The sequence below is a fragment of the Aeromonas sp. S8(2024) genome, assembly GCF_041403085.1.
In the GTDB taxonomy this organism is placed as follows: domain Bacteria; phylum Pseudomonadota; class Gammaproteobacteria; order Enterobacterales; family Aeromonadaceae; genus Aeromonas; species Aeromonas dhakensis.
In genome coordinates this window covers 23,695-46,506 of sequence record NZ_JBGLRF010000014.1, presented here as the reverse complement: position 1 = coordinate 46,506, position 22,812 = coordinate 23,695, and the positions used below count along the sequence as shown (strand labels likewise).

The window sequence follows — 22,812 nt, the reverse complement described above, 5'->3', positions numbered from 1 at the left end:
CCCAACTCTGTCGCGGCCAGCCGGCTCATGGCCCGTCTCCGGTTATCGGCCGCAATCAGGTTCGTCTGAACAACAGTAGCAACCAGTGTGACTCAACACACTAGCCTTTTCCGGTTTTAAAGGCGGGATGATGCCGGTGGCGATAGTGGCTGGGCGCCAGGCCGTGCTGGCGTTTGAAGGCGGTGGAGAAGTGGTACTCGTTGCGAAAGCCGCACTGCTCGGCCAGCAGCTTTACCGAATCGGCCCGGCTGGCCAGCAACAGCGCAGCCCGTTGCAGCCGCAGCCGTTGCAGCAGCGCCATGGGTGCCAGCGCGAAGTGCTGCTGGCAGAGCCGGTAGAGCTGGCGCTCGGAGAGATGCAGGGCGCTGGCCATGCGCGCTATGTCCCAGGGCTCGGCCAGCGCCTCCTTGAGCAGCAGCTCGAGGCGCAGCGCCAGCCGCTCTCCGCGCCGCTGCCCCTCCCCCTTCTGCAACAGACGGCGCAGATAGAAGCCGAGCTGCTCCACCAGCAGGGCGCTGAGCAGCGGGTCCTGATGGCGCTCCTGCTCCGCATAGAGGTTCTCGATGGTACGCAGCAGAGTGGCCTGCTGGGAGGTGCAACCCAACCGGGATTGGCTGGCGAAAGCATCCCAGGGGGAGTCCTTGTGCAGCAGCAGCCACACCAGCTCCCACTCGCTCGACTGCTGGCTCAACGGCTCGCTCGGCTGTTCACTAAGCTGCTCTCTCAACTGCTCACTAAGCTGGTAGCAGAGCGCCTCCCCGGCCGGGATCAGCGCCCACTCCCCGACCTGCAGGCGCGCCATGCGATCGCCCACCTGCACCTCCCCCTCGCCCCCCAGGGTCAGCAAGAAGCAGTGCATATCGGCAAAGCGGCGCGCGATACGGTAGCGGGTCTTGAGGCGGGAATAGCCCGCCAGCCACACCTGCTCCTGCGCAAGGGCCGGCAGCAGGCTGTCACAGCAGATCTGCTCGCGGCAGTCGGGGGAGACGTCTATAAGCTCGGTGTTGGCAGTTTCAGACATCATCAGGACGGACTCAGCCATGTCGAAGGGGCAGGCCCCAGCATAGCATTAAAGGCATCAAGTCACAGGAGACCAGCCATGCATATCCATCACGTTGCCATCTGGGCGCAGGATCTGGAGGCGCTCACAACATTCTACTGCACCCTGTTTGGCGGGCAGGCCAATGAGCGTTACCACAATCAAGCCAAACAATTCAGCTCCTACTTCGTGCGCTTCGAGGGGGGCGCCAGCCTGGAGCTGATGCACACCCCCATCCTGTTTCCGGCGGATCTCAGTCTGCCGCACCCGTTGCAGGGGCTGGCCCATCTCGCCTTCTCCCTCGGCAGCGTGGAGGCGGTGGACAAGATGACCGCCCGCCTCAAGCTGCTCAAGGGCGCCGAGGTGAAACACCTGGACGGCCCCCGCTGGACCGGCGACGGCTATTACGAGAGTACCTTTCTCGACCCGGAAGGCAACCGGCTGGAGCTCACCACCTAATACCTGAATGCTCCCCTCACCCTGCCCTCTCCCAACGGGAGAGGGGATCATGCGGTATCGGGAGCATGATCGCTCACCACACCGGTTCAGTTAACCACAATACCATCAGCCAGGTAGGTTCGATTAGCGAAGCGTAATCGGACAGCGTATTTGCTCCCTTCTCCCCTTGCGGGAGAAGGGTCGGGGATGAGGGGGGAGGAAAAAGAGATTACACGGTAAACGTTGGGCTTCGCTACGCTCAGCCACCACCTTCGCAACAGCCTGATTGATGCGGGTCTCGAGCAGAAATATATACGGGACTACCAATCGCCAGATCATATCACCTGAGGCGCCATACATATCTCAGACAGGGTGACACCAGCGCCACTCAATATCATATTCAGAAAAACAAATATTAATCTGGCACGCGGTACCAAAAACAACGTCTCAATATTTAATCCTGTCTCTGGCGTGATGCTGCTTTTGATTGTCATCATCGTGCAGCCCCATATCGTGTCGCAACCAGTCTGGCATATTCTCCTGCTTGAATGTGCGGGTCTTGTCGGCCCTTCTGGTCAATATTTTCATGATCGATTCGATCAGATTGCTTCCTGCCGTTTCCATGATAACCTCGCCTTGATTTCGCCGTTTGATTGGACGTCGAGTGTTATTAATCCGGGCCAGGAAGGCCAACGATGAAAGCTAACCAGACACATAAGCGCAAGTTATACATCGCCCAGATCGGCGCCCTGCACACCTTCGAGGCGGCAGCCCGCCACGGCAGCTATTCCCGCGCCGCCGAGGAGCTGTTCATCACCCAGGCGGCGGTCAGCCAGCAGATCCGGGGGCTGGAGCAGAGTCTGGGGGTCAAGCTGTTTGTCCGCGAGGGGCGCAACATGCGCCTGACCGAGCGGGGTGCACGCCTGCTCCCCTGGGTCAGCCAGGGCATGGCGGCGTTCGAGCAGGGCATGGCCGCCCTCGAGTGTGAACCGCTGGCAGGGGTGCTGAACGTCACCGTCATCCCCTCCTTCGCCAGCCGCTGGCTGATGCCGAGGCTCTGGCGCTTCGTCGAACGCCACCCCGAGGTCGAAGTGCGCCTCAACGCCAACCCCCAGGTGCAGCCCATAGGCCGGGGTGGCATGGATCTGGCGATCCGCTACTGCAACCGGGTCGACCCCGAGCTGAGCTCCTGCCTGCTGATCCGGGAGTGCGTCTTTCCGGTCTGCTCGCCGGCCCTGGCCGAGCGGCTGCAGCGTATCGAGGATCTCTACGACACCGTCATCGTCTCCGGGCCCGACTACGCCGGAGTCTCGTGGGAGAAGTGGCTGCAGGAGTCGGGCTATCGGCTCGACCTGAGCCGGATCAAGCGCTTCGAGGTCAACAACAACAGCCTGGCGATCGACATGGTGCTCTCCGGCAAGGGGGTCGCCCTGAGCCGCAATGTGCTGGCGGGGGATCTGATCGCAAGCGGCCTGCTGACCCGCCTCTTCACCAAGAGCTACAACCCCGACAACGACTACCACCTGATCTGGGATCCCGACTCCCCCCGACTGACCCGGATCCGCTGCTTTACCGACTGGCTCAAGGAGGAGGTCGCCCAGGGCCCCGGCTGCCAACCGGATATGCAGGCCGAACCATAAGCCAGAGGCGGTTGGGGGGTGTGGATATTCGACACTCGAATCTCTGGTCTGTCGAAATCCCGGCCAAGGGAGCCTCCAATTAGGTGATCGTCGGATTACGTGACCGTCGGGTTACACGATTGCCCGATTACGCGACCGTCCGATTACGCGACCGTCCGATTACGCTTCGCTAATCGAACCTACAAATGCCGGATAATCCCGTGGTGCTAAAGATATAAAAAGATGCCCAACCTCCCTTCTCCCCTTGCGGGAGAAGGGCGGGGAATGAGGGGAAGGAAAAAAGAGAGCACACAGTAAACGTTGAGCTTCACTGGATCAGCCATAACCTACAAACCTGTAGGCCGTAGCTGAACCAGCACCGAAGCTATTGAACTACTTCCAACCGTAAGCATAGAAGTCATATAAACATGCTAACTTTCTAAAATATGTTGCATAATTTGAATTCGCTGTTTCTAATTTATCTATATGCTCTGCCAAAAACTCTCTGATTACATCAATATCGAACTTTTCCCTGGTAATAAAGGATAGAAATATTGCTGCTTTTTCAGGCGGGTTTGTTTCTATTATTTCTTGCGCAGATTTATACCTCTCTGTTTGAACAAACTGCCTAGCATAGATAGTACTACTGAATTCAGCAGGTGTTTTTTCTATATGCCTTGCTATGTCAAACTCCGCCAACCTCTCTTTGTCCTCAGCCAATATACCCAAATCATTCAAGTATTTGTAAACAGGGAGATATTTACAATTTTTTGATATTGAAGGGATTGTTGAAGACAACAATTTCTCTGAGTCTAACTTTATTTCCCCCTCTAATATAAGATCTTTAAAAAGATCTATCGCCGTTAAACCTTGATAACCAATTCCGGAGGTACTAGAACCAGCAATTCCAACCCCAACAACGAATTCTACATCCTTTGCACTTTCTATATTATCAATATCAACAACACACATTTTATTTTCTGGTGTTGCAGATTGAACGAGTGTATATAGTTGCTCTTTACAAAAGCGTAGTATTCTCGCCGGTATTTTACGCTTTGTAGCATCTAGTGCTTCATATATAGGTAAAAAATCATCTGATTTAACAATTGTTATAGGCAATTGAACTGAGTCAATCGTAATTACTGTTTTGTTATAACTTGGAGGCTGATCATTAGCCCTTTGAATAAAAATCAAGTTATCTCTTAGCTTATTGACATTTTCATTCCCAAGACAAGACACTATTGCCTTCAATATATTTGCTATATTCTTATCCGAAAGTGAATATCCAATAAAAACAATTGGATGCTCTACAAACAAAGTAATTATTTTTGCAGCTAAATATGGGTTCCTATCCTCGAATAAGTCATAGTCTTCACGAGTAAGAACTAAGGATGCTGGACGAGAAGAAGATCCATGAATTTTGTATATCTCACCTATAGATTGTGGGTTTGAGAATAATAGCTCACTCTGTCCAACATAGACCCTATAATCTGGAAAAAGCTTCTCTAGAAATAGATCCCAGTTGGTTGTTATTATCCCATCCACATTAAGTCTTGATAATGCAGAGATTTCCTCATGGTATGCTGTTTCCACAAATCCAGAAGTTGCCATTTCATTAAGATAGTTACATATTTCAATTCTTAAGGCAGAAGTTTTATCTTTGAGCTTTCCTTTGTTCTTTTCTCTGCTGACATCATATTTTGGATCTGTCCACCACTTATTATGAAAATCTTCAGCTATTAGTGATGCTACCTTAGATAAATCACCATCCGCTGTAGTAAGATAATATTCATACGGTTTTAGTCCATCTGTGAACTTCCTCAAAAGACTATCCCAATCTTCTAAGTTTAGATAGCGGCGAGAAAAACCAGAACCTATGAATAAAAATGGTGCTGATCCTGCACTATCAAAATGAGATATAAGCATCTTTTTAATTTCTTCCATAAAACCCTCTCTTATATTGATATGATTTTAATTAGTAAGGATTTTTAATCTATTCCCCCAACCTCTGTGCCAATCCGGAATAACGCTCGGTCTTTTTCCGAACTGCTTGGGCCAACAGGGCGCGATCGCCGTAGAGATCGAGGCGAGCCTTGGCGCGGGTGATGCCGGTATAGACCAGCTCGCGGGTCAGCAATGGGCTGGGGCTGTCGGGCAGCACCAGCACTGTATGGGCAAACTCCGAGCCCTGGGATTTGTGGATGGTCATGGCGTAGACGGTTTCGTGGGGCGGCAGCCGGCTGGGCAAAAGCGCCCGCAGGGTGCCGTCCGGCTGCTCGAACCATACCTTGAGCCGCCCAGTTTCATCGGGCAGGCAGAGCCCCATATCGCCGTTGTAGAGGCCGACCCCGTGGTCGTTGCGCACCACCATCACCGGGCGGCCCGCATACCAGTCGCCATCGCGGGCGATCAGCCCGGCCCGTGACAGGGCCAGTTCGAGGCGCTCGTTGAGCCCCTCGACGCCAAACGGGCCATCGCGCAGGGCGCAGAGGATCTGGAAGCTGTTGAATGCCTTGAACACGGCGGCGGGCGCTTCCCCCGCGCGGGCCGCCTTCAGATAGCTGCCGTAACCGGCTACCCCCTGGGCAATCAACTCGTCGTAGGCCTCCCCCGCCCAGGGGTGCAGGCTGATATCCGTAAAGCCCGCGCCCCAAACCGATTCCACCGCCGCCGCATCGCCGCCATTGCAGGCGCGCGCCAGCTGGCCGATGCCGGAGTACTGATCGAAGCGCCAACTCTTGGAAAGCAAACAGAGGCTGTCGCGCACCGGGGCCCCGGCAGGCGTGCCCTGCAGCCGGTAGCCGGTCTGGCGGGAGAGCCACTGTGCCTGAGCGGGGCTGATGCCCTGCTCGATAAAGCTGCAGATATCGCCGAGCACGGCCCCCGCCTCCACCGAGGCGAGCTGATCCTTGTCGCCGAGCAGAATGAGGCGAGCGTGGCTCGGCAGCGCATCGAGCAGCCGCGCCATCATCGGCAGGTCCACCATGGAGGCCTCGTCCACCACCAGCAAGTCCAGGTGCAGCGGGTTGCCTTTGTGATGGCGGAACTGGCTGCGCCCCGGGATCACCCCGAGCAGCCGGTGCAGGGTGCCCGCCTCGGTGGGGATGGCTTCCACCCACTCGGGGGGCAGATCCAGCGCCTGCAGGGCAGAGCCGATACTCTCGGTCAGACGCGCCGCCGCCTTGCCGGTGGGGGCCACCAGCCGGATCGCCGGGGCCTTGCCCGCTTGCAGACCGGTCTCCACCAGAATGGCCAAGAGCTTGGCGACCGTGGTGGTCTTGCCGGTGCCGGGACCGCCGGAGATCACCGCAAAGGGGCGTGCCGCCGCCGTGGCCGCCGCCAGCTTCTGGCCGTTGCAGCAGAGCGCCTCGGGCACCAGCGCATCCAGCTTGTTCAGGTCGTTTGCGGCCTGAGCACTGGCCAGCAGCGCCTCGATGGCAGGCCACTCCACTTCGTTCGGGAACACCAGATCCAGGTACTTCTCGATAAAGTGGCGTGCCGAGAAGTCGGGGGCGAGGCGGGCCTTGAGCAGGGCTCCGAACACCAGGCCGTAGTCGCGGGCAAAGAGGCGCGACAGGGCCGGGGCAATCTCCGGCCATTCGGCGCGCTCACTCAAGGCTCGCAGATGGCGGGCCACTCCCTGCTCGTGATCGTGGTAGCGGGTGAGGTAGAGATGGCCGTGCCAGAGCCGCAGCGGCCAGCGCGGGGCTTCCCCTTCATCTTGCTCGCCGCCAACCAGCGGGCTTGCCGCAAACAGGGCGGGCCAGCTCGCCGGATCCGCCAGATCGGCCAGCAGATCCCGGCCCTGATCCGGATCCAGCCCGAACGGGCGCAAGGATCCGGCAGATAACATCTCCAGCGGCAGGCAGACATGGCCGCGCCCCAGCTCGAAGCAGGCGAGCGCCGCCCCCAGCACCAACTCGGGAGTGCCGCCAAGGTCGGCCACCAGCTTGGCAAATTGCAGATCCAGCTGGCGGATGCGCCCCGCCAGCGCCAGGGCCTTGAGCCGTTCGATCATCATTGCGCTCTTCATGCTTCTACCCCGTTATCCGAAACTTGTGCGAGGGCGGGCGTAGCCCCCTCGCTAAACAGCCGATCCAGCCCCTGCACCAGCTCGCGGCTGGGGCGGGTATGGAAGATCCCCCCTTGTGGCATGCCGCGCAGGAACAGATAGAAGACCCCGCCAAAGTGCTGGTCGAAGTCGTAGCCCGGCAAACGCAGGGCGAGCAGCCGGTGCAACGCCAGGGAGTAGAGCTGGTATTGCAGGTCGTAGCGATGCTCCACCATGGCCTGCTCCAGCGCCGGCCGGCTGTAGTCGGCCGGGCTCATGCCGAGGTGGTTGGATTTGTAGTCGAGCAGATACCAGCGCCCCTGCCACTCGAACACCAGGTCGATAAAGCCCTTGAGCATCCCCTGCACGGTGGCGAAGCTCAGTGGCTTGTTGCCCCGCGACAGCGGGTCGTGCTGCTGGCAGAGCGCGGTCAGCGCAGGTGCCGTCACCCGCCCCATGGGCAGGAAGAACTCCAGCTCCACCTGCTTGCGCTCGGGGGCCAGATCCCGCAGCCGTAACGGCTCGCCACTCTCTGCAAGTAACGCGGTCTCAAGCGGCGTATCGAGCACCGCCTCCACCTGCTGTTGCAGCACTTGGGCCCAGCTTTCGTCGAAGCCATCCTGCGCCAGCAGGGTGGCGATATGCTGTGCCAGCGGCTCGCCTGCGGCACTTTGAAAGTCGATGGTCTCGAACAGGCTGTGCAGCAATGTGCCGGGGCGCGCCCCCTTCGGGAAGGTGAAGATGGAGGGCTGGGGCGCCTGCACTGGCTCTTCGGCAGCCAGCGCCGCCGCCTCGGTGACCACCTCGTCATCGAAGCCGGGGTTGGCCAGCACCCCCTTGCTGTGGCCGTGGCCCTGGGCCGCGAGACCGGAGTAGGAGCTGATCCACCAGTCCCGCTCAAGGGTGCCGCCAAAGCGGCGCACCTGGGGCTCACCCAGTTGCTCCTCTTCTGCCGGCAGCGGGGCCGGGCGGGTGAGCGAGGGCTCACCGACGGCCACTCCGGGCAGATCTTCAGCAAGCGCACCGAGGGCGGTGGCCAGGGTTGCGGCGTCCCCCTCCTCACCCTTTTGCAGCAGGTAGCCGATGGCGGTCTGGTGCAGGTCGGTCTTCTCAGACTTGCCATTGCCGGAGCGCACCGGCGCCAGCCCCAGCCAGGTGGCGTAGACGCCCCGGGTCAGCGCCACGTAGAGCAGGCGCAGATCCTCGGCGAGGCGCTCCTTGTCGGCCTCCGCCAGAGACTCCTCGGCGCCGGTGAGATCGAGAATGGTGCGATTGCCCTCCTCATCGGCCTCGTGATAGAGCGGGGTGTCGGCGCTGCGATGGCTGCAGATAAAGGGGAGGAACACCAGCGGGTACTCCAGCCCCTTGGATTTGTGGATGGTGACGATCTGCACCAGCTTGCGCTCGGACTCCAGGCGAAGTATCTGCTCAGCATCCTGGCCGCTCTGGCGGTTCGCCGCCTCCCCCAGCCAGCGCAGCAAGGCGTATTCGCCGTCCAGCTCGCTGCTCACTTGCTGGAGCAGCTCCCCCAGATGGAGGAAGTTGGTCAGCCGCCGCTCGCCGTAGGGGCTCGCCAAAAGCGATGCGGCGAGATTGCGCCGGTGCAGCAGGGCCCGCAGCATGGCCAGCACGCCGCGCTTGTGCCAGACCTTGCGGTACTCCATAAACTCCTGCACCGCGCTCTCCCAGGCCCGCTCGTCACTGGCAAGCTCGTCGAGGGCCTTGGCGTCGAGATCGAACAGGCCGGTGGCGAGCGCCGCTCGCAGGCTCCTCTCCTCGCTCGGGTTCTGGCAGGCGTGCAGGATCAGCAAGATCTCCCGCGCCTCCACCTGCTCCAGCACGCTCTCGCGATTCGACAGATACACCGAGGCGATGGCGAGGCGTGCCAGCTCCTGCTGCACCAGCTTGCCCTCGGCGCCGGTGCGCACCAGCACGGCGATATCCCCGGCTTTCACCGGCTCACTGCCGATCAGCGCCTTGCCCTCCCGGGCCAGGGTCAGCAGGCGGTGGATCTCCGCCGCCGTGGCGCGGGCCATCTTGCTCTGGTAGTCCCCCCGGTTGAAGGTGGGCTGACCGGTGAGCTGCCAGCAGTGCAGCACGGGGGCGGTTTCGCCATCGAGCAGCAGCGCCTTGCTCTTGCCCTGCGCCTCCACCGGCAGGAAGGGGATATCCGCCTCGTAGATAAAGGGATCCTTGGCCCGCTCGAACAGGCCGTTGACCGCCGCCACCAGGGCGCCGCTGGAACGCCAGTTGCGCCCCAGGGTGTAGTGGGCGCTCACATTTCGCCGCGCCTGAATGTAGGTGAAGATGTCGGCGCCGCGAAAGCCGTAGATGGCCTGCTTGGGGTCACCGATCATCAACAGCGCCGTGTCCTGGTGGCCGCCGTAAAGACGATGGAAGATGCGGTACTGCTGGGGGTCGGTATCCTGAAATTCATCGATCATGGCGACCCGGTAGGTGGCGCGAATGCGCTCGCAGAGCCGCTCGCCAAGGCTAGAACCCAGCGCACCGTCGAGGTCTTTGAGCAGGTCATCGAATGAGAGCTGATGTGCCTGGCGCTTGCTGGCCTGCATCCGGCTGCGCACCACCACGGCGGCCCGTTGCAGGATAAGGTCGCGGATGCCGGGACGGCTCGCCAGCAGCGCGTCGATCTCGCTGAACAGCGGCAGGGTGGGCACTGCGCCCCCCTTCTTGAGGTTCTCCTCCAGCACCGTCTGGCCGAAGCGCTCCAGTTCCTTGGGAATGGCGTAGCCGCTGGCCTCGTCTTGCGCCCAGTCGGCTATCTTGGCGAGCCACCCCTCGTAGTTCTTGCCGGTGTAGCGGCTGATATGGCCGTCGGTCTGACGGCGGATCTCGTCCACCTGCGCCAGCCATTCACGCTTCACCGCCTCAATGCGGGCCATGGCTGCCTGATGGCGGGCCGCCAGAGTCTCGTCCCCCGCCGGCGGGCGCATCTCCAGTTCGCTGTTGTCGAGCCAGCCGTTCATCTCCCGCAGCAGGGCCGCCGGGCTTGGCCAGAGCGCGCGCACCGCGCTGGCTAGGGTTTTATCCACCGGATAGAACTCGGCGCGCCAGTAGTCGCTCACCGCCTGCAACCTGAGCTGGCTGTCGTCGGTGAGAAATTCGGTTTCAAAGAGGGCGCCCGACTCGAAGGCATTCTGCTTGAGCATCCGCTGGCAGAAGCCGTGGATGGTGAAAACGGCCGCCTCGTCCATCTGCCGTTCGGCGGCCAGCAGGCGGCGGGCCGCCAGTTCGTGATCCGCCACCTCCGCCAGCAACTGGGCCAGCAGGGCATCCGTGCTTTGCCCGCGCATAAAGGCGAGGCGCGCCTCGTGGATGCGGCCGCGGATCCGCCCGCGCAGCTCGGCAGTGGCCGCCTCGGTAAAGGTCACCACCAGGATCTCGGTCACCGACAGGGGCCGCTCGTGGGCACTGGGCTGACCGGCGTCTTCCCCCTCTTCGATGAGCGGGCCATGGCCCAGCAGCAGACGCAGGTAGAGGCCGGCGATGGTGTAGGTCTTGCCGGTGCCGGCGGAGGCCTCGATCAGCCGCTCGCCATGGAGGGGAAAACGCAGGGTATTGAGCGGATTGGCCATTATTGCAACTCCTCCAGCACCTTGATCAGCGGGGTCAGGTGTTCGCGGGCCAGCGCCTGCAGCTGGGCCAGCACCTCGTCATCGAGTTCCGGGAAGCAGCGGGCAACGTAGACGTCCTGCCCCTCCCCCGTCACCATGTAGCCGCCGTTGAAGCGGGCGAGGGCCGCTTTGTCGGCGGCCTCCGGTTTCTCCGGATCCTTCTCGATCGCCTTGAGCCACTCCCAGGCGGAGCTCGGGAAGAAGGGCAGCGGCCGCTTCATCCCCTGCATCCAGAGGGCGACCAGGGCCGCCAGTCTTGGCCGAGCCTCGTCGGCCGCAAGCCTGGGCAGGCGCAGGCTCTGCTTGGCGTCAAACAGCAGGGTGTCACCGGGGGCATCACTCAGGGAGAGGCAAAGGTGCTGGATCCAGCCCAGCAGCAGATCCTTGCCGTTGAAGCTGCCGGGTTTGATCACCAGCAAGCGCCCCTTCTGGGTGTCGATCCACCCCTGCAGCTGGCCCTGGGTCAGGGAGATATCGATCTCCACCGCCTGTTTGTCCGCCTCATTGGCCGCCACCCAGGGGCGTAGCCTCTCCGCCAGCTTGCCCATCTCGGCATCCAGATCATCCAGCAGCAGGCTGCCGAACCAGCCCTGGGGCAGCAGGCCGGAGAGCTGCAGGCGCTGGCGACGCTCCTCACTCTCCCCCTCCTCGAGGTGGGCATCGAGCAGCAGCGCCTTAAGTTGATAATTTTGCAGGCCGTCCAGCTCGAACGGTTCGCTGTCCTCGATCTCGGCCTCGTCCAGCTCGAACCACACCTTGAGGCGGCGGTTGAGGAAATACTTGGCGGGCTGGCGATAGAAGCGCAGCAGCTCCGCCAGCTCCAACCCCTGCTCTTTCCCCCATTCGGGGGGCAGCGGCAGCTCGCCGCTCTGGAAGTTGGCGGCCCCGCGCTGCGGGCTCAGGGCCGGCAGCCAGTCGGCGGCATAGGTGAAGAGGCCGAAATTCGCCTCTGGATAGAAGTAGCTGCGACTGTAGGGGGTGAGCGGGTGTTCGACGATCAGGTGTTCGAGCAGCCGCTTGCCGGAGGTCTCGTCATCTAGGTCCTCATCCCCCGCCAGCACGAAGCCCTGGCGCACATAGTCGATGAGCTCCGCCAGCAGCACGGAGGGCACCTTCTCGCTGTTGTCCTGGGCACTGAAACCCTGATAGCTGATGTAGAGCCCCTGCTGGGCGCTCAGCAGCGCCTCTAGGAAGAGGTAGCGGTCGTCGTCGCGACGTGAACGATCCCCGCGCCGGCCGGCCACCGCCATCAGGTCAAACCCCATGGGTGGCAGGATGCGCGGGTAGACGCCGTCGTTCATGCCGAGCAGACAGACCTGCCGGAAGGGGATGGAGCGCATCGGCATCAGGGTGCAGAAGTTGACCTGACCGGCGAGGAAGCGCTGGCTGGAGCGGGACTCCCCCAGCACGCTGCCGAGGTAATCCTGCAGCAAATCGGCACTGATGGGCTGCTCGAAGCGGGCCTCGCCGAGCTGGGCGAGCCAGTCCGCCAGCTGGCTGCGAATAAGCTGCAGCTGGCGCTCTTCATCCTCATCGGCCAGATAGAAGCGCTCCAGCAGCTCGTTGAGGCAGGCGATCCACTCGGGTAGCCCCTGCGCCTGCTGCAGGCGGGGCAGAAATTCCGCCAGGGAGTCGACAAACCAGGCGAGCTTGCCGAGGGCCAGCCCCTGCTGCCCTTCGATATCGGCATAGGGCAGGATGCCCGCCACCGGTTCGCCATCCCCCATGGCAAAGCCGAGCAGCATGCGGCGCAGGCCGAACAGCCAGCTGTTGCCAGAGAGGCGCGGCAGATCGAAGCGCTCCGGGTAGCCGTCATCCAGCCCCCAGCGGATGCCGGTCTCCTGCACCCAGCGCCGCAGCTGGTTGAATTCGTCGTCATCGAGCTCGAAGCGGCGCAGCACGGCGGGCACCTCGAGAATGGCCAACAGCTCGCCGGCCCCCAGCCGGGCGTTGGGGAGTCTCAGCAGGGCGAGGAAGCTCTGCAGCAGCGGGCTCTCCTGACTCGCCGCTCGATCGGATACCGCGAAGGGGATCTGGCCTCTCGCCCCGAACACCGCCTGGATATAGGGGCCGTAGCTGTTCACATCCGGCATCATCACCACCACGTCTTTCGGGGTGAGGGTGGGGTCTTGCTCGAACAGCGCCAGCAGCCGGTCGTGCAGCACCTCGAGCTCGCGCATGGGGCCGTGACAGGCGTGGATCTGCAGGGAGCCATCGGCCGGATCAAGCGGGCTCTTGTGGTGACTGCTATCCAGTTCGAACTCGCCAGCCCCCCGCTCGGCCAGCTCCAATACATCCTTCTGAATGGAATGCAGCAAGCTGGTGTCGTCGATATCGACAAAGGCCTCGATCTGCGGCACCTCCAGCTCCATCAGCTGGTGCAGGTAGTCGCGCCCCAGCTTGCCCATGGAGGCGAGCAGCGGGTTGGCGGGGCCCTGCAGGGTGTTGAGATCGGTACCGGGCTTGAGCTTGTTTTCGAGGCGCGCCAGGGTCTTGCGATCGAGCAGGTCCCCCCAGTAGTAGCGGCAGGGGTTGGTGACGAACAGGTGCACCTCCACCTCATCCCGGCTGCCGAGGGCCAGCAGCGCCTCCACATAGCGCGGCGGCAGCGCCGAGATGCCGAACACGAAGACCCGCCGGGGCAGCTTGCCCGGCAGCTCGGCGGTGCGCTCCAGCTCGTGGATAAACTCCTCGTAGAGGTTGGCACGGTGGTAGCCGCTGGGGGCCAGCGCCAGGGTCCGAGCCACCAGCTCGCGCCACAGCTCCGGTTGCCAATCCTGACCGCTCACCCCGGCCAGCTCCTGACTCAATCCTTCACCCTGTTCCCAGCGGGCAATCCAGTCCGGCCGGTAGACCAGATACTGGTCAAACAGATCCGCCACCTTCTGGCAGAGCTGCCACAGCCGCACCTGCTCGGGATCCTGCAATGACTCCGCGTCATCCCCGCCTAGATAGGCGGCCAGCGGCGCAAAGGCGGGGCGGTCGAGCAGGGCGGGCAAGATGGTCATCAGCTGCCAGCTCATGGAGCCCTTGTTGTAGGGGCTCTGGCGAGGCACGTCCGCCAGCACCCGGGTGAACATCTCCCAGATAAAGCTGGCAGGCAGCGGAAAGTCGATATTGGCGGCGATGCCGAAGGCCTTGGCCAGCTCCAGCTTGAGCCACTGGGCCATGCCCGGGCTCTGCACCAGGATCTGCTCGCGCTCGAAGGGGTGAGCGAGGGGGGTCTGCCGGATGCGGCTCACCAGCAACTCTTTGAGCAGATCCAGCTGATTGGAGTGGTAGAGGGTAAACATGGGCAATTCCCGCCAGTGCAAAAGAGGGGTCAGCGCGGGAAAACCTCAAGGATCCCCGTCACGTCACAGGTATCGGGATTGTCGGGGATCGGGGGATAAGATGCAAAAGGCGCTTGTTGTCGCCGATCACATCGCCCATCTGCCGCAGGCAAATGTGACGGGCATAAAAAAGCCGGTGCAATTGCACCGGCCAAAAGGCGTTGGAAAACTCGAACCTGCAGTATTACCAATTCTTGCCGAGGCGGGCATCCAGACTGAAGGCCCCTGCACCGGCCGCCGCCAGGGCCAGGAAACCACCGGCCACGGAGACGTTCTTCATGAACATCAGCATCTGCATCTGGTCGGCAGGCTGATAGTGGAAAATAAAGGCGGCCATCAGGGTGAAACCGGCCATCAGCACGGAGAGGCTGCGGGTAAACAGGCCCAGCATGATGGCGAGGCCACCGACCAGCTCCAGCAGGATCACCAGCGGCAGGATGAAACCGGGCACGCCCATGGCTTCCATATACCCCTGGGTACCGGCGTAACCGCCGATCTTGCCCCAGCCCGCAATCACAAACATCAGAGCCAGCAGTACGCGACCCACCAGCAGTGCCAAATCTTTCATCTTGTCCATTTCAATATCCTCGTTTTGCGTCACATCACCGCTGACTGCTTCAGGGTAGGTCAAATAACAGGGCTTGGCTGGCACTCATGGCCACCAGATCCCATTTGGGCTCATCACGACTGAGTACCCCGTCGCCGGGTCGGGCAGCCAGACCGTTGGCGGCAAGCTCCCCTGAAATCATCTGCAGGTAACCGTGTCGGCCGGCCAGCTCCCAGGTGAGGCTCTCACCCGGTTCAAGCTGCAACCGCCAGACGCGGGCCTGCTGGCGGATCCTGAAGGATCCGGCTTCGCCGTCCGGTGACGCCACCAGCGTCATGCCCGGGTTGGCTTCAATCTTCTTCTGCTGATAGCCGGGTGTCGTGCCGTGTTCGTTCGGCTCGATCCAGATTTGCAGCAGGGAGAGCGGCTCGGTCTGCGAGGGGTTGTACTCGCTGTGCCGGATGCCGGAGCCTGCGCTCATCAGCTGGAAATCCCCCGCCGGGATCTGCTCGGCATGGCCGAGGCTGTCCTTGTGCTCTATGGTGCCTTGCAGCACGCAGGTCAGGATTTCCATGTTGGCGTGAGGGTGGGTCGCGAAACCGCCACCCGGTGCCACCAGATCCTGATTGATGACCCGCAGCACTGAATGCCCCATCCAGTCCGGGTCGTAGTAGTGCCCGAAGGAAAAGCTGTGGCGCGCATCCAGCCAGCCGAAGTTGGCCTTGCCGCGCGCTTCTGCGGCTCTCAATTTCATCATGGTGTGCTCCTCACGTACCGATACGGTTGATTAACGCTGTTTGCCGCTACCGATGCCGAACGGAATACGGTAGTCGCTGCTCTGCTCACCCAGGCTCACGGTCAGGTTGCCCTGGGTGCGGCTCGGGATCTGGACCTGCTGGCTGCCCATCAGGTTGGCATGGACAGAGGCAACCAGGTCACCCGACTCGTCACGCACTTCCAGCATGGGGTTGCCCTTGCCTTCCACCGCGGCGGTGGCGTGCCAGTTCACAAACAGCACACCCGGGGCGGCGTTGAGGTCGGCCGGGACGGAAGCCTGAGCAAAACCTGCGGTCATCAGGCCTGCAACGGCCAGCATCTTGATTACGTTTTTCATGTTCATTCACTCTCTTGGTTTTATGTCATTGCCAAGGCCGCTGTGGCCAGAATCAATGCATCCATGCAAGAGGTCATTCAAATAGTGTGTTGTTCTTTCACCGAAGTCAGACGCCCTGATTGAGGGGGTCACAGTCTGGAACTACCCGTTTATTTGGCTGCTTGGCGCTCCTGCCTAAGCGTTGATTGAATATTAAAGACACTTGGCCTAACTTGTTAGCGAGATAAACTGGCAAACATGTTCAAAAAAATTGAAGGCAATTTATGGCCAAGGAACTGAACAAGGAACGGGCGCTGACCCTGGAAGCCATCCGGGTGCTGGATGCCATCGATCGCCGCGGCAGCTTCGCGGCGGCAGCCGACGAACTGGGCAAGGTGCCCTCAGCGCTGAGCTACACGGTACAGAAGCTGGAAGACGAGCTGGACGCCATGCTGTTCGACCGCAGCGGCCACAGAACCAAGTTCACCCCGGCCGGCCGCATGTTGCTGGAGCGTGGCCGGATACTGCTGGAGGCGGCCGAGCATCTGGTGGGCGAGACCCGGGCGCTGGCCCGCGGCTGGGAGACCGACATCACCATCGCCGTCGATGCGCTGGTGCCGCTGCAGGCACTCTACCCGCTGGTGGAACGGCTGGCCGAGCTGACCGATACCCGACTGCGGCTGCGGGCCGAAGTGCTGGCGGGCAGCTGGGAGTGTCTGGAGGATGGCCGGGCCGATCTGCTCATCTCCTCCCTCAATCCCGACATCATGATGACCGGCATCAAGCACCAGCCGCTGCAAGAGGAGGTGATGCTCTACGTCGCCCACCCGGATCATCCCCTGCATCAGGAGCCCGAGCCCCTGGCGGACGATACCCTGCGCCGCTACCGGGCCATCGCGGTGGCCGACACGGCGCTGCGCAAGCCGGTGCTCACCTATCGCCTGCTCGACAAGCAGCCGCGGCTGACCGTCAGCACCATGGGCGAGAAGCGCGACGCCCTGCTGGCGGGGATCGGGGTTGGCACCATGCCGCTGAGCTGGATTGAAGAGGACATCCGGGCCGGACGGCTCAAGGTGATCGGCCCCGAGTATCGCCACCAGATCCAGGTGGTGCTGGCCTGGCGGCGCGACACCATGGGCAAGGCCAAGAGCTGGCTGATCCGGGAGATACCCAAGCTGTTTCCCTGCAAGGGGGAATAAATGTCTGCCACGCGAGGGCGGCGGCGCAGGAAGTGCCGAAACTGAGCCCCTGTCTTGACGGCGGGCTCAGATTCTAGGAAAAGAAAAAAGCGGCCCTCTTGCGAGTTCCGCTCAATGCCAGGAAAGAATAAAAAACCTTGCGGTTTAAAAAACCCTTAAATTGGAAGCAAACAATCGATTTCTCAACCAGGAAGGTCTTGAATCCGATTCGTTTTGAATTATGCGCGATGTTTTATGCGCCACCAGCAAAATGTTGAACGGTTGAAGGATATGCACCGCAGAGTATCACTATCTGCAACCTTCGAGCGCGACTGGTCTGGCCATTTCAATCGATTAGGTCGGGTTTGTTTCCTCTGGTTTTTTAAAGTGTCAGTATCTGAGCCCACAACGACAAAAGAACTCAATTTCTGACACAACATAAAAATGCAGATAAAGGAATAGTTGCATGACCTACAGCCAGACCCTGGCCAACAATATTCTCGACACCCTGAAGAAGACCCTGACCGACAAGGGGATCCGCTATCAGACCCTGGCAGAAGCCATGGGGGTCTCCATCGCCACCGTCAAACGGATGATGAACAAGCCCTCCCTGCCGTTCGACACCCTGCTGGAGGTGTGCCACCTGGTGGGGCTCTCATTCGAGGAGCTGCTGGACCGCACCCAAGACGCCCAGAGCCGGCGCGCCGTCTTCACCCAGGAGCAGGACGAGGCGTTCCACAGGGAGCCCGGTCTCTACGCCTTTCTCGCCAACATCTTCTGGCGCGACAAGACGTTAATCGATCTCAAGCGGGAGTACGGCCTGACCGATGCCTCCTGCTACCTCTATCTGCGCAAGCTGGAGAAGCTAGGCATCCTGCAGCTCGGCATCGACAACAGTTACCACTTCCTCATCAGCGAGCGGATCAGCTTCGAGCAGCACAGCCGCTTCGCCCGTCAGCAGGCACGCCAGGCGATGTCGGTGCTGGGGGACTATCTGGTGGAGAACATGCACAGGCCCAACAACTACATGGCGCTGTGTCAGCTCCACCTGGACGAGAGCGAGGCGATGGCGCTGATCGAGCGGATGAAGGAGTACTGGCACCAGGAGCTCAAGCTCAACCGCCCCGCCATCGGCCAGCGGGAGGGCAGCAAGACCTACACCATGTCGCTGCAACTGGCCGACTGCGGCTACCAGAGTTTCGACGATCTGATCCCCAATATCGACAACTGATCCCGGCGGATCCCGCGGGATCCGCTCCCCCTCCTTTCCGCACAGGCATGGCCCGCCAGGACACGCCGGATCACCCCTGATCCACGAGCCGGGTTTGCTGCAGCTTGCCTGCGAGCGGCTGCAATGCTCGCGTATCGAGACAGATGCGGATGGCATCCGGCCGCCAGTGTTCAATATCGCAATCCACCAGCGCTCCCCGCTCGTCGTAGTTGACCCGCACCAGCCGCAGCACGGCGCTCCCCTCCGCCAGATTGAGGGCGCGGGCAATGGCGCCGCGCGCCGCCGAGGGGGTGATCTCGAGGCTCGCCCCCCCCTGGCCTATGCCATAGCGCTCCCGATAGAGCTCGGTGAGGGAGCTGGCCAGCGGCGCGCTGGCGATGTCGGGAAAGCGGCTGGCCAGCAGGTGGTGGCTGACGTGCAATACAGGACGACCGTCGATGAGGCGCAGGCGGCGGATTTCATAGAGCGGCGTAAAAGGCTCCAGCCCCATCCAGCGGCAGAGCTCGCTGCTGGCCAGCTCGCCGCCGTGGGCCAGCACCCGGGTCTCGGCGGTGCGCTGCTGCTCGCCGATCCACTGGTGAAAGTGGGTGTGGATGGCGGGGTCGTAGGTGAGGCGGGGCGGTGCCACGAACCAGCCGCGCCGCTCAGCCCGGTAGATGAGGCCATCCGCCTCGAGACTGGAGAGCGCCTCCTTGATGGTGATGCGGGTGGTGGCGAAGCGCTCGCTCAGGGCCCGCTCGGCGGGCAGCTGCTGCCCCGCACCCAGCTGGCCGCTGCCGATATAGCGGCGCAGGGTCTGGCAAATCTGTTCACACTTGGAGGCACGGCCGTCGGCCACTGCCCGCTCGCTCAATCTCGGTTCGATCACGCTCATCTTCCTGTCGATCATCCTGGCTGCCGTGGCTGGTTCATCCCTCGCTGGAGTAGTCCAGCCTCACTCGGATTGAGAGTTGTAACCGTGCAGGATGACAGCGCCATGACAGGGCGATTGTCATCAAACTGCCATCAAAGCGCCCCGCCACCGTCATATTTCCCCTCTAGCATCCCTCTCGAACCTTAACTGACCTAGTCCAGAGGGATGGAATGATGAAAAGCGTGATCGCAAGTGCACTGGCCCTGGTGGCCATCAGTCAGCCACTGTTTGCCGCCGAGAACATCGCGGATCTCGAAAAGGCCGCCCGCGGTGAAGGCCAGCTCAGCAGCGTCGGCATGCCGGACAGCTGGGCCAACTGGAAGGATACCTGGCAGCAACTCGGCAGCATCTACGGCATCAAGCATCAGGACACCGACATGAGCTCGGCCCAGGAGATCGCCAAGTTCGCCGCCGAGAAGGGCAACGCCACCGCCGACATCGGCGACGTGGGCGGCGCCTTCGGCCCGGTGGCGGTCAAGCAGGGAGTCACCCAGCCCTACAAGCCCTCCACCTGGGCCGACATTCCGAACTGGGCCAAGGATGCGGACGGTCACTGGATGCTGGCCTATACCGGCACCATCGCCTTCCTGATCAACAAGGATCTGGTCAAGGCGGCCCCCACCAGCTGGCAATCCCTGCTGGGCGGCGACTACAAGGTGACCCTGGGTGACGTGGGTGTCGCCTCCCAGGCCAACAACGGCGTGCTGGCGGCGGCCTATGCCACCGGCGGCAGCGAGAAAAACCTCAAGCCTGCGCTGGAGCTGTTCGGCAAGCTGGCCCAGCAGGGCCGTCTGTCGCTGAACGACCCCACCATCGCCAACATCGAGAAGGGCGAGGTGGAAGTGGGTGTGCTGTGGGACTTCAACGCGCTCAACTACCGCGACCAGATCGACCCCAAGAAGTTTGATGTGGTGATCCCGAGCGACGGTTCCGTCATCGCCGGCTACACCACCATCATCAACAAGTGGGCCAAAAACCCCAACGCCGCCAAGCTGGCGCGGGAATACATCCTCTCCGACGCCGGCCAGATCAACCTGGCACGCGGCTACGCCCGCCCCATCCGCAGCAACGTGACTCTGCCGGATGACGTCAAGGCCAAGCTGCTGCCGGCCGAGCAGTACGCCAATGCCAAACCGGTCCAGGATCACGCAGCCTGGGAGCAGAGCTCCAAGGCCCTGCCGCGCCAGTGGCAGGAAACCGTCATGATCAACATGCAGTAAGGAGCGGCCAGTGCAACACAAGGTGATAGTGGTACTTGTGGATGGTCTGGCAGCCGAGGTAGCCCATTGCATGGGCTACCTCGCGGGCATGGTGGAGGCGGGACAAGGGTTGCAGGCCACCCTGAGCTGCGCCCTGCCCTCCCTCTCCCGGCCCCTCTACGAGTGCATCCTGACCGGGGCGACGCCGGTGGAGAGCGGCATCACCCACAACGGGGTGAGCCGTCTGAGCCGGCAGGAGTCCATCTTCCATCTGGCCCGGGCGGGCGGCAAACGCACCGCAGCCGCGGCCTATCACTGGGTGAGCGAGCTCTACAACCAGAGCCCCTGGCAAGCGGCCCGCGATCGCTTCACCCACGACGAGCGACTGCCCATCCAGCACGGCTGTTTCTACTGGGATGACGGCTACCCCGACAGCCACCTGCTGATGGATGGCGAGTGGCTGCGCAGCCAGTACGACCCCGATTTTCTCTTGATCCACCCGATGGGAGTGGATGACGCGGGCCACCAGTTCGGCCTCGACTCCCGTCAGTACCGCAATCAGGCGCGCCGGATGGACAGCCTCTTGGCCGACCTGCTGCCCCAGTGGCTGGCGGAGGGGTATCAGGTGGTGATCACCTCGGATCATGGCATGAACAACGACTTGAGCCACGGCGGCACCCTGACCGAAGAGCGCCGGGTACCGCTCTGGCTGTTTGGCGATGCGTTCGTGGCCCAGTGGCCGGCCGGCCCCGCCATGCAGCAGACCCAGCTCTGCGCCCTGATGGCCGACCTGCTGGGAGTTTCCCACGACAAGCCGGGCTGCCCGCCGCTGCTCAAGGCCGGCAACCTGCCGGAGGTACACTGATGATGCCCGCCACCACCGAGATCCTCGCGGATCAACCGACCGTCACCCGGCGCCGGCTGCGTCGCCACTGGCTGCCCGCCCTGGTGCTGCTGCCGTTCGTTCTCCTGATGATCCTGTTCCAGCTCGCCCCCATGGTATGGGTGCTGGTGGGCAGTTTTCAGACCCCGGATGGCTGGGGCCTCGACTACTACCGGGAGATTTTGAGTTCCCCCTTCTACCTGCAATCGTTCGGCAACTCCTTGCGCATCGCCGGCATCGCCAGCCTGGCGGGGCTCGCCATCGGCACGCTCGGGGCGGCGGCGCTGCGCCACAGCGGCGAGCGGGTAAAACGGCTGCTGCTGGCCTTCGTCACCATGACCGGCAACTTCAGCGGGGTGCCGCTGGCCTTCGCCTTCATCATCATTCTCGGCATCAATGGCGCCGTGACCTTGCTGCTGAAATCCTGGGGCCTCATCGACGGCTTCAACCTCTACTCCGGCACCGGCCTCATCCTCATCTACACCTACTTCCAGATCCCGCTCGCCCTGCTGCTGCTCTACCCGGCGTTCGACGCCCTGCAGGATGAGTGGCCGCAGGCCGCTGCCCTGCTCGGCGCGAGCAAGAGCCAATATGTCTGGCACGTGGCGCTGCCTGTGCTCACTCCCGCGCTGCTCGGCACCCTGATCATCCTGTTTGCCAACGCAGTGGGGGCCTATGCCTCCGCCTATGCCCTCACCACCGGCAACTTCAACCTGGTGACCATCCGGGTGGCCAGCCTGGTCTCCGGCGACATCTTCCTCGAGCCCAATATGGCGGCGGCGCTGGCGGTGATCCTGATGGTGCTGCTGGGGGTGGTGACGGCCGCCAACCAGTGGCTGCTGAAAAAGAGCTACGTGAACAAGGGGCAACCCCATGCATGACTTGAAACCTGGCTGGCCGCGCTGGGTGCTGGGGGCTCTGGTGGCCACCCTGCTGTTGCCGCTGCTAGCCACCTTTCTCTACTCCATCTCCACCCGCTGGGGAGCCACCCTGCTGCCAGACGGCTTCACCCTCGACTGGTATCTCAAACTCTGGGGCGATCCGCGCTTTCTGGCAGCGTTTGGCCGAAGCCTGCTGGTCTGCTTCGCCACCCTGCTGCTCGGCACGCTAGTGCTGGTGCCCACCGTGCTGGTGGTGGCCTACTACTTCCCAAAGCTGGATCCCTGGATGAACCTGTTGATCCTGCTCCCTTTCGCGGTGCCGCCTGTGGTCTCCTCGGTAGGGCTGCTGCAGATCTACGCCGACGGTGCCCTGCCCATTATCGGCACGCCATGGATCCTGATCGGCACCTGGTTCACCGTGGTGCTCCCCTTCATGTACCGGGCGCTGGCCAACAGCCTGCAGGGGGTGCCGCTGAAAGATCTGATGGATGCCGCCCACCTGCTGGGGGCGAGCAGCCGGCGCGCCTTCCTGCTGGTGGTGATCCCCTGCCTGCGCAAGGGGCTGCTGGCGGCGCTGTTTCTGTCGCTCTCCTTCCTGCTTGGCGAGTTCGTGTTCGCCAACATGCTGGTGGGCACCCGTTACGAGACCCTGCAGGTCTACCTCTACAACATGCGTTCGACCTCGGGCCACTTCACCAGCGCGCTGGTGATGAGCTACTTCCTGCTGACCCTGCTGCTCACCTGGGCGGCGAACAGATTTCATAGGTGAATCA

Annotated in this window: 18 protein-coding genes; 8 read left to right on the top strand and 10 right to left on the bottom strand. The window is 61.9% G+C overall.

Annotated elements, in window-relative coordinates; all coding sequences use genetic code 11:
- Positions 1–100: 100 nt before the first annotated feature.
- A complete protein-coding gene (locus ACB031_RS21670) occupies positions 101–1,024 on the bottom strand; it encodes a helix-turn-helix transcriptional regulator (RefSeq protein WP_371140224.1) in 924 nt (307 codons plus the stop codon).
- Positions 1,025–1,099: 75 nt separating this feature from the next.
- On the opposite strand from ACB031_RS21670, the gene ACB031_RS21665 reads away from it, so the two are divergent.
- Positions 1,100–1,498: a VOC family protein gene (locus tag ACB031_RS21665; RefSeq protein WP_371140223.1), complete on the top strand. Its 399-nt coding sequence runs from the start codon at positions 1,100–1,102 to the stop codon at positions 1,496–1,498.
- A 426-nt stretch (positions 1,499–1,924) separates the two neighbouring features.
- On the opposite strand, the gene ACB031_RS21660 is transcribed toward ACB031_RS21665, so the two are convergent.
- Positions 1,925–2,101 (bottom strand): hypothetical protein, encoded by a 177-nt coding sequence (locus tag ACB031_RS21660; RefSeq protein WP_017780874.1) that lies wholly within the window; start codon positions 2,099–2,101, stop codon positions 1,925–1,927.
- 71 nt (positions 2,102–2,172) lie between these two features.
- On the opposite strand from ACB031_RS21660, the gene ACB031_RS21655 reads away from it, so the two are divergent.
- Positions 2,173–3,117, top strand: coding sequence for a LysR substrate-binding domain-containing protein (locus tag ACB031_RS21655; RefSeq protein ID WP_019838615.1), 945 nt, complete (start codon positions 2,173–2,175; stop codon positions 3,115–3,117).
- 372 nt (positions 3,118–3,489) lie between these two features.
- On the opposite strand, the gene ACB031_RS21650 is transcribed toward ACB031_RS21655, so the two are convergent.
- The 7 genes from ACB031_RS21650 to ACB031_RS21620 all read right to left on the bottom strand — a co-directional run bounded on the left by ACB031_RS21650 (position 3,490) and on the right by ACB031_RS21620 (position 15,781).
- A complete protein-coding gene (locus tag ACB031_RS21650) occupies positions 3,490–5,040 on the bottom strand; it encodes an SIR2 family protein (protein ID WP_139742278.1) in 1,551 nt (516 codons plus the stop codon).
- Positions 5,041–5,089: 49 nt separating this feature from the next.
- Positions 5,090–7,129: an exodeoxyribonuclease V subunit alpha gene (gene recD / locus ACB031_RS21645; RefSeq protein ID WP_371140222.1), complete on the bottom strand. Its 2,040-nt coding sequence runs from the start codon at positions 7,127–7,129 to the stop codon at positions 5,090–5,092.
- Positions 7,126–10,743, bottom strand: a complete 3,618-nt coding sequence (gene recB / locus ACB031_RS21640) for an exodeoxyribonuclease V subunit beta (RefSeq protein WP_371140221.1) — start codon at positions 10,741–10,743, stop codon at positions 7,126–7,128. Before recB ends, recD begins: the two co-directional genes overlap by 4 nt.
- Complete coding sequence (gene recC / locus ACB031_RS21635; protein ID WP_371140220.1) at positions 10,743–14,075, bottom strand: exodeoxyribonuclease V subunit gamma; 3,333 nt, start codon at positions 14,073–14,075, stop codon at positions 10,743–10,745. Before recC ends, recB begins: the two co-directional genes overlap by 1 nt.
- 223 nt (positions 14,076–14,298) lie before the next feature.
- Positions 14,299–14,691: a DoxX family protein gene (locus ACB031_RS21630; RefSeq protein WP_371140219.1), complete on the bottom strand. Its 393-nt coding sequence runs from the start codon at positions 14,689–14,691 to the stop codon at positions 14,299–14,301.
- A 40-nt stretch (positions 14,692–14,731) separates the two neighbouring features.
- Positions 14,732–15,418, bottom strand: coding sequence for a pirin family protein (locus tag ACB031_RS21625; RefSeq protein ID WP_005306141.1), 687 nt, complete (start codon positions 15,416–15,418; stop codon positions 14,732–14,734).
- Between the two features lie 30 nt (positions 15,419–15,448).
- Entirely contained in the window at positions 15,449–15,781 is a 333-nt protein-coding gene (locus tag ACB031_RS21620; RefSeq protein WP_011707661.1) for a hypothetical protein, read from the bottom strand.
- A gap of 257 nt (positions 15,782–16,038) precedes the next feature.
- Between ACB031_RS21620 and ACB031_RS21615 the strand changes: the two genes are divergently transcribed.
- Both ACB031_RS21615 and ACB031_RS21610 read left to right on the top strand, forming a co-directional pair.
- Positions 16,039–16,953: a LysR family transcriptional regulator gene (locus tag ACB031_RS21615; RefSeq protein ID WP_010635876.1), complete on the top strand. Its 915-nt coding sequence runs from the start codon at positions 16,039–16,041 to the stop codon at positions 16,951–16,953.
- A gap of 445 nt (positions 16,954–17,398) precedes the next feature.
- Positions 17,399–18,163: a helix-turn-helix transcriptional regulator gene (locus tag ACB031_RS21610; RefSeq protein WP_005306152.1), complete on the top strand. Its 765-nt coding sequence runs from the start codon at positions 17,399–17,401 to the stop codon at positions 18,161–18,163.
- 70 nt (positions 18,164–18,233) lie between these two features.
- Here the strand turns inward: ACB031_RS21610 and ACB031_RS21605 are convergent, their stop codons facing one another.
- The gene (locus tag ACB031_RS21605) at positions 18,234–19,037 is read right to left on the bottom strand and encodes a UTRA domain-containing protein (RefSeq protein ID WP_080689323.1); all 804 of its coding nucleotides are present in this window, start codon (positions 19,035–19,037) and stop codon (positions 18,234–18,236) included.
- Between the two features lie 212 nt (positions 19,038–19,249).
- Between ACB031_RS21605 and ACB031_RS21600 the strand changes: the two genes are divergently transcribed.
- Genes ACB031_RS21600 through ACB031_RS21585 form a run of 4 tightly spaced genes read left to right on the top strand, consistent with a single transcriptional unit; the run spans position 19,250 to position 22,808 of the window.
- Positions 19,250–20,296: an ABC transporter substrate-binding protein gene (locus ACB031_RS21600; RefSeq protein ID WP_005306158.1), complete on the top strand. Its 1,047-nt coding sequence runs from the start codon at positions 19,250–19,252 to the stop codon at positions 20,294–20,296.
- A gap of 10 nt (positions 20,297–20,306) precedes the next feature.
- Positions 20,307–21,140: an alkaline phosphatase family protein gene (locus ACB031_RS21595; protein ID WP_244365446.1), complete on the top strand. Its 834-nt coding sequence runs from the start codon at positions 20,307–20,309 to the stop codon at positions 21,138–21,140.
- Positions 21,140–22,039 (top strand): ABC transporter permease, encoded by a 900-nt coding sequence (locus tag ACB031_RS21590; RefSeq protein WP_371140218.1) that lies wholly within the window; start codon positions 21,140–21,142, stop codon positions 22,037–22,039. Before ACB031_RS21595 ends, ACB031_RS21590 begins: the two co-directional genes overlap by 1 nt.
- Positions 22,032–22,808, top strand: a complete 777-nt coding sequence (locus tag ACB031_RS21585) for an ABC transporter permease (RefSeq protein ID WP_042050160.1) — start codon at positions 22,032–22,034, stop codon at positions 22,806–22,808. Before ACB031_RS21590 ends, ACB031_RS21585 begins: the two co-directional genes overlap by 8 nt.
- The last annotated feature ends 4 nt before the right edge of the window (positions 22,809–22,812 follow it).